General features: G+C 47.0%; 8 protein-coding genes. 3 read left to right on the plus strand and 5 right to left on the minus strand.

The genetic code is table 11. The features are described from left to right. Window positions 1–206 precede the first annotated feature (206 nt). The 4 genes from mepS to yeiP form a co-directional block, all read right to left on the minus strand. On the minus strand, window positions 207–779 hold the full coding sequence (mepS, locus tag F4V61_RS21095; RefSeq protein ID WP_000241015.1) for a bifunctional murein DD-endopeptidase/murein LD-carboxypeptidase: 573 nt from the start codon (window positions 777–779) through the stop codon (window positions 207–209). A gap of 413 nt (window positions 780–1,192) precedes the next feature. After that, the gene (locus F4V61_RS21100; protein ID WP_038395252.1) at window positions 1,193–1,912 is read right to left on the minus strand and encodes a phosphatase PAP2 family protein; all 720 of its coding nucleotides are present in this window, start codon (window positions 1,910–1,912) and stop codon (window positions 1,193–1,195) included. A gap of 28 nt (window positions 1,913–1,940) precedes the next feature. Continuing rightward, window positions 1,941–2,927, minus strand: a complete 987-nt coding sequence (locus tag F4V61_RS21105) for a CobW family GTP-binding protein (RefSeq protein ID WP_038395254.1) — start codon at window positions 2,925–2,927, stop codon at window positions 1,941–1,943. A gap of 632 nt (window positions 2,928–3,559) precedes the next feature. Further along, window positions 3,560–4,132: an elongation factor P-like protein YeiP gene (gene yeiP / locus F4V61_RS21115; protein WP_001136822.1), complete on the minus strand. Its 573-nt coding sequence runs from the start codon at window positions 4,130–4,132 to the stop codon at window positions 3,560–3,562. Between the two features lie 320 nt (window positions 4,133–4,452). On the opposite strand from yeiP, the gene F4V61_RS21120 reads away from it, so the two are divergent. The 3 genes from F4V61_RS21120 (at window position 4,453) to F4V61_RS21130 (ending at window position 5,883) form a co-directional block, all read left to right on the plus strand. After that, complete coding sequence (locus F4V61_RS21120) at window positions 4,453–4,707, plus strand: YkgJ family cysteine cluster protein (RefSeq protein WP_024131814.1); 255 nt, start codon at window positions 4,453–4,455, stop codon at window positions 4,705–4,707. Between the two features lie 386 nt (window positions 4,708–5,093). Beyond that, window positions 5,094–5,216 (plus strand): hypothetical protein, encoded by a 123-nt coding sequence (locus tag F4V61_RS21125; RefSeq protein WP_024131815.1) that lies wholly within the window; start codon window positions 5,094–5,096, stop codon window positions 5,214–5,216. A 1-nt stretch (window position 5,217) separates the two neighbouring features. Further along, the gene (locus tag F4V61_RS21130) at window positions 5,218–5,883 is read left to right on the plus strand and encodes a GNVR domain-containing protein (RefSeq protein WP_058345159.1); all 666 of its coding nucleotides are present in this window, start codon (window positions 5,218–5,220) and stop codon (window positions 5,881–5,883) included. A gap of 114 nt (window positions 5,884–5,997) precedes the next feature. Here the strand turns inward: F4V61_RS21130 and F4V61_RS21135 are convergent. Continuing rightward, on the minus strand, window positions 5,998–6,142 hold a 145-nt coding region (locus F4V61_RS21135), incomplete at its 5' end, for a transposase domain-containing protein (protein WP_139814985.1).

Here is a 6,142-nt window from a genome sequence, read left to right on the forward strand (position 1 = left end):
TATTGTCGTCGCTGTGCCAAAGGCAAAATGGCTCAAATGTCTGAGAGCGCTATGCCTAATAGGCCTACGGGCGGTGCATTTTGCCTGGCCGGGAAAGTTATTCAGCAAAACGGATATGGAAGGGGTAATAAGTAAACGCACTGCCGAAGCAGTGCTTTTTATGTCGTTTCATCAGGTAAGCCAAGGGAAGTGCTGCCTGACGAAAATTAACTGCGGCTCAGAACTCGACGCGCTTCGTTGTAGCGTTTTTTCCAGTACGGTTCATTCATGCTGGAGATAATGACGCCGCTACTGGTAGACGCATGGACAAACTGGTTATTGCCGATATAAATACCGACATGACGACCAGTGGAACCGGCGCGGAACAGAACCAGATCGCCCGTACGCAGGTTATTGCGTGAAACCGCTTTGCCCATTTCCTGCTGTTCGTAGGTTGAACGCGGAAGCTCTAAACCAAACTGTTCACGGAAGGTGCGCTGTACAAAACTGGAACAGTCGACGCCTTTCTTAGTGCTGCCGCCCAGGCGGTAACGCACGCCTTTCCAGTCAGCATACTGATCCATAATCCGTGACTTAACGTCGAGGTTACGTACCATATTTTCAAATTCATCCTGAGAGGCTTGCAGTGAAGAGCTATCGCTATTGCCCACAGCATGCGTCTCAGAATGCATATTCTTTGCGGTATTGGTGGTTGTGCTACAAGCAGAAAGCAGAACCGCAACTGCAATCGCGGGAATCCCGCGCAAGATATATCTCAAAATCGGTTGAGATTTGACCATGTTGTTTGTTTTCCCTTGAAGTCCTTAACGATAAATATCGTTATAAAAATGCCAAACGTGATGAGACTAATTACCTGCACAGCTTGAGACAATTCTTTGAGCACAAATCTGTGGCGGAACGCACAAATTTATTCGCAATGAGAATAATTATCTGGCGAGGCAAAACGAGTTTGAGATTACCCGATCGTTGTTGTCATTGCGAGCGATTTCGCATGATTTTTTATAAGAATTTATGATACGAAAAGTGAACCATCAGCACTGGTCAAATTAAGAGCAAATCGTTTAAAAAGCGGTCAACCCGTTCATTTTGCAGAGGAATAATATGACCAAAAGATGATGGGCGGGGAGAATATCATCATAAATTACCTTCAACGATGCAAAACCATCGCTGAAGGTAATGTTAATTACACAGGTTATTTGTTTAAAATTTGTTTATTTCCGCCCGGAAGATAATTCTCAAAAAGCGCTATCGCCCGGTCGCTGAGCGGGGTCATCAGCCACCAGGGAAGGCCAATCAAAATAACCGTTAGCGAACCGACCACAATATCAGTGAACCAGTGAGCGCCAATCATAACGCGCGGAAACGCGAAAACCACAAATATAATAAGGGCGATAATCCCTGCCATTTTGCCGAAATAACGCAGCATAAAGGCGGAAAATATCAGCAGCATCATACCGTGATCGCCAGGGAAACTATCTTTTGACGCGTCTTTTGTCGGGATGTGCAACAACTCGCTGACGCGATAAATATGCTCAAAAGAGAGCGTTGGGCTGGCGCGCTTGACGGGAATCAACGCCTGACCGAGCTGGTTAAGCACCACTGCCGTTAACAGCATGACCAACCCGATTATCACAATGCGCCGCCGACCCGACGTGTTTTCTTTCAGCCAGAAACTGAGCATCAGCCCCCCCATCGCCAACAGCGAACAGCCGTCAAACGCCCGATTATTGGTAATGGCGACCCACCAGAGAAACGCGCGACTTTCCACCAATTTCTGGTTAAAAAAGTGGAATATGCCGGAATCAATGGGGAACCAGAAACCGTGATTGACGGGGAGATACCATGACAAAAACAGCGCCAGGCCGGCGGCATTAAGCAGAATTATCAAGGGATAGCGGGTTTTCATCGTCATTTCGCCGTAGTTTTAAACGGTGGCAACCTTACGCGTGCATAGCTAAACGAAGTTTCAACAAGGCCGTCTGTAACACATTCCAGTCGGTTTCTGTGTTTGAGATAAGTTCAACCCGGCTGTCCGGCGGCGCGACACTCTGTGTTTCGATGTGCAGGTCATCACCCTGGCGGTTGATGCGTACCAGACCCTCTTTTATGCGCATAACGCCTTTCACCCGGCCCACCGGCGCCAGACGCGCCCATTCGAGTAGGCCAATAGTGTCGAACACGGTATCGGCATCGAAAATCCAGCCGCAGGCCTGATGACCCTGTCCGCTATTCAGGCTGCGTCGCCAGCGTTGTTGTGCGGGCAGATTTAGCGCGGCGAGCCCTTTTTTACTGGCGTGAGTGTGAGAATGGGCGGCGCTGGCCGGCAGTTCCGCCAGATTTTGGCGCGGTAAATCCAGAAGTTTACCGTCTATCTGTCCATGTTCGGCATGAACCAATTGACGATCGCCGCCATATTGTCGCCACCACTGTTGTAGTGCGGCATCGCTTTGCGTCGTGGCGCGGTCGGCTTTATTGGCGATGATAATATCGGCGGAGGCGAGCTGATCGCGGAAATTTTCATTGACGACGATCTGTTCGTCCAGCAACAGGCGAGGGTCCAGGATGCAGAGCGTGGCGCGTAAGTCAATCCACGGCTCATAAACCGGGGCAGTCAATAAATCCAGAATTTGTTTTGGATGCCCCAGTCCGGTCGGTTCAATCAGCAATCGGTCAGGTTTGCCCTGACGTAGTAACGTGTTAAGTCCTACCTGCATAGGCAATCCATTGACACAACACATGCAACCGCCGGGGATCTCTTTTAACAGTGCGCCGCTGTCGGCAAGCAGCGCGCCGTCAATACCCACCTCGCCAAATTCATTGACCAGGACGGCCCACTTTTCAGCCGGATCTTTATAGGCCAGTAAGTGAAGGATAGAGGTTGTTTTTCCGCTACCGAGAAATCCGGTGATAAGATTGGTTTTGGTCACGTCAGCTCCAGGATATTGATACAACATAACGACTTTCAATAATCCTGGCGAATAAATGAGAAAAAGAGAAGAGGCGAGTCGATGAAGTCGCGCCTCTCCTATCTTAATAGCAGAAAATGTTAACTTTTTAACGCTTCGATTACCGTCTGGCGTGCTACATATATCGGGGGATTATCCGGTATTCGCGGTGGTTGTGTCTGACTGTCCCTCGCGATTTGCCAGATTTTATGCTGATAGCATCGCTGTCTTCTGTTCAAGGACAGCCAGCACTCTATGGATTTGCTGTATCGGCAGACCGCCAAAGCCAAAAAACATCGCCGTTTCGCGTTTCTCTTTTCGCAAGGCGTTTTAGAAAAGGTACCGGTATAAATGCCCCGAATGTGATGGTCCATCGCTTTCAGCACAGACAAGGATTACTACGAGCAACCAATCTCGTTGCCAGGATTTTATGTGCTTGCCGTGGTAATGATGACGCATTTTATACGCGAGGATACGCAGTATCTGCAATCACTGTTACTGGATGACGTTGACAGTCGAAATCACTAAAGACTAAGGGACAGCATGCGCTGTCCCAGACAGGTTGCGCTCCCCAGGGGGGCGTAAACAGGGGGCGCAGCCTAAAAACGCAAAACTTAATCCGCGCGGCCCATATAGCGGCGCTCTTCGATATGAATGCGGATCTTCTCACCTGCGCTCAGGTATTCAGGAACCTGAATAACCAAGCCGGTGCTTAATGTCGCGGGTTTGTTACGCGCGCTGGCTGATGCGCCTTTTATGCCCGGCGCGGTTTCGACAATTTCCAGATCCACGGTCTGTGGAAGCTCCAGCGCCAGCAGTTGGCCGTCCCAGGTCAGAACCTGCATATCCGGCATTCCGCCTTCAGGCATAAACAGCAACTCTTCTTCGATCTGATCCTTGGTGAAGGTATACGGCGTATAATCTTCTTTATCCATGAAAACATATTCGTTGCCATCAACATAAGAAAAGTCAACGCCGCGACGGCTCAGGGTGACGGTATCAACGATATCGTCGCCTTTGAAACGTTCTTCCACTTTCAGACCTGTGCGGACATCGGAAAAACGCATTTTATACAGTGTGGCGGCGCCACGGGCGGTTGGGGACTGAATGTCGATATCTTTCACAATCAGCAATTTGCCGTTGTAGTTCAGTACCATACCCTTTTTAATTTCGTTCGCTCTTGGCATCGAGGAGATCCTGTATGTAGAGATTATCTAAAATATCGCGTCAAACTACTCGCGCCGGGCCGTTCAGGCAAGTGGAATTGTCACTTTTGCTGCTGCAAAAAAGGTGATACTGTTCGCCTGCTTCAGCTCCGCGTTCAACGAGAATACGCTATGGCATGTCGCCCGGATTGTGGAGTGTGCTGTGTTGTCCCTTCTGTTTCCAGCACTGTCCCCGGAATGTCTGAGGGCAGACCTGATCATGATGACGTCCACATTTTAAGTCTGGATTTTGCTTTGAGCAAATTCTGTTATCTTTCATTTAGTTATACGAGGAGACGAGCATGGAGTGTCGTAGCGGTTGTGGAGCTTGTTGTATCGCGCCTTCAATTTCGTCGCCAATACCCGGAATGCCGAATGGAAAGCCGATGAAAACCAGATGCGTGCAGCTTTCGGAAGATAATTTGTGCCTTATCTTTGGCTCGCCTTTACGTCCAAAAGTCTGCTCTGGTCTGCAACCGACAAGGGAAATGTGTTTAACGACCCGGGAGGACGCAATTATTTATCTACTGGAACTTGAACAGAAAACCCTACCGTAAACTAAACCTCTTTTGATAAACGCGCAGGGGTCTACGTTATATCTCCAATTGTTCTGCAAAAGCTGAACATCAAATAATCTCTTTTTACCGTTAAATGGCGTAATACATGCCCCCTTATTTTTCGGCTTCTGAAGCGGTAAATGCTGCCGTTTATGGCCGTTGGCGCCTGAACGTGTACTGAGGAAGCAACTATATAAAACAAAAACGATTAATTTTATTTATATGATAGTCTTTGTCTATTAAAATAAGGCTTTTTGATCGATTTTAATTATTTACAACGATCGATATCTATAATTTAATAGATTTTAGCTATCACTCGTGGTTTTACCGATCGATATAACCAGTGTGAATGTATTGTTATTTTCCTTTAAAATACTCGAATTCTTATGTGCGGGTTTTATCTTATGAAGAAATATACGTTCGCAGCCAGGGCGTTTATTTTTACTCTGGTGTTGCTTTTTGTTATTTCAGTGGTTGGGCTGACAATTAGCGTTTTAAAAGGGATGTGAAATGCAGGGTGAAAACAGTGAAATCGATTTAGTCGATATTTCCTTGTTCCTAATAAGAAACTGGCTAAGTATCGTAATGACTACCTTTATTTTTGTTGTTATGGGCTATGTTTTTGTGAGCGTGCAGCATGATACAAAGATTGTGAGTATTAAAATTAAACCCAATCTGGATACGCCTGCTACTTATGCTTTATGTGGCTATGTTAATGATATTCAATGTAAAACAACGGTTATCCTTAACCGATTTAGTCGTTTCTTGCCTGCGGACTATAAAAATAAAATAAGCTTCGAAGCGAGAAGTCAGCTTATCCTTTTTAAGGTGCAGGGGAGGGAGGGAAGTGTCAATCATATTATTTCCACACTAAAAAATAGCGTCGATAAAATGGCGGTATGGTATATCGATGATGGTGACATTAAACGCTATAGTTTGCACAAAAACATGTTGCAAACGGAAACGTATGCAAAACTGTCATTGCTATCGGATGCGGTTAGAAATAATATTAATATTGAAGTGTTAGATGTTTCTATTACGCCAAAATATAAGATGCGGCTGGTATTGGCACTTTGTGTACTGATAGGCTTGATTTTCTCAATAGCCGGTCTTTTATGGAAAAGGGCGATAACAGTATATCGTGTTGAGAAAAAGACAGTGAAGGGCAATGGATAGAACATTGCACAGAGTTAACCCCTGTGCTGAAATATGCCGAATCGCCAACGTATTGTAACGTCCCGGTGAACTCACCTTGACGGCGCAGACCCGTTCTGCATTTCACCGCCTGGGTCAGTTATTCAGAGGATCTTTCGCGAAGGGTAACAGCTCGTGCAGCCGCTCTTCCGGTAATGAAGGTAGCCGCTCCAGAACCAATTTCAGCCAGCCATACGGCTCCACGCCGTTCAGCCGCGCCGTCTCCAGCAGGCCCATCACC

Source organism: Salmonella enterica subsp. arizonae (assembly GCF_008692845.1).
Classification (GTDB): domain Bacteria; phylum Pseudomonadota; class Gammaproteobacteria; order Enterobacterales; family Enterobacteriaceae; genus Salmonella; species Salmonella arizonae.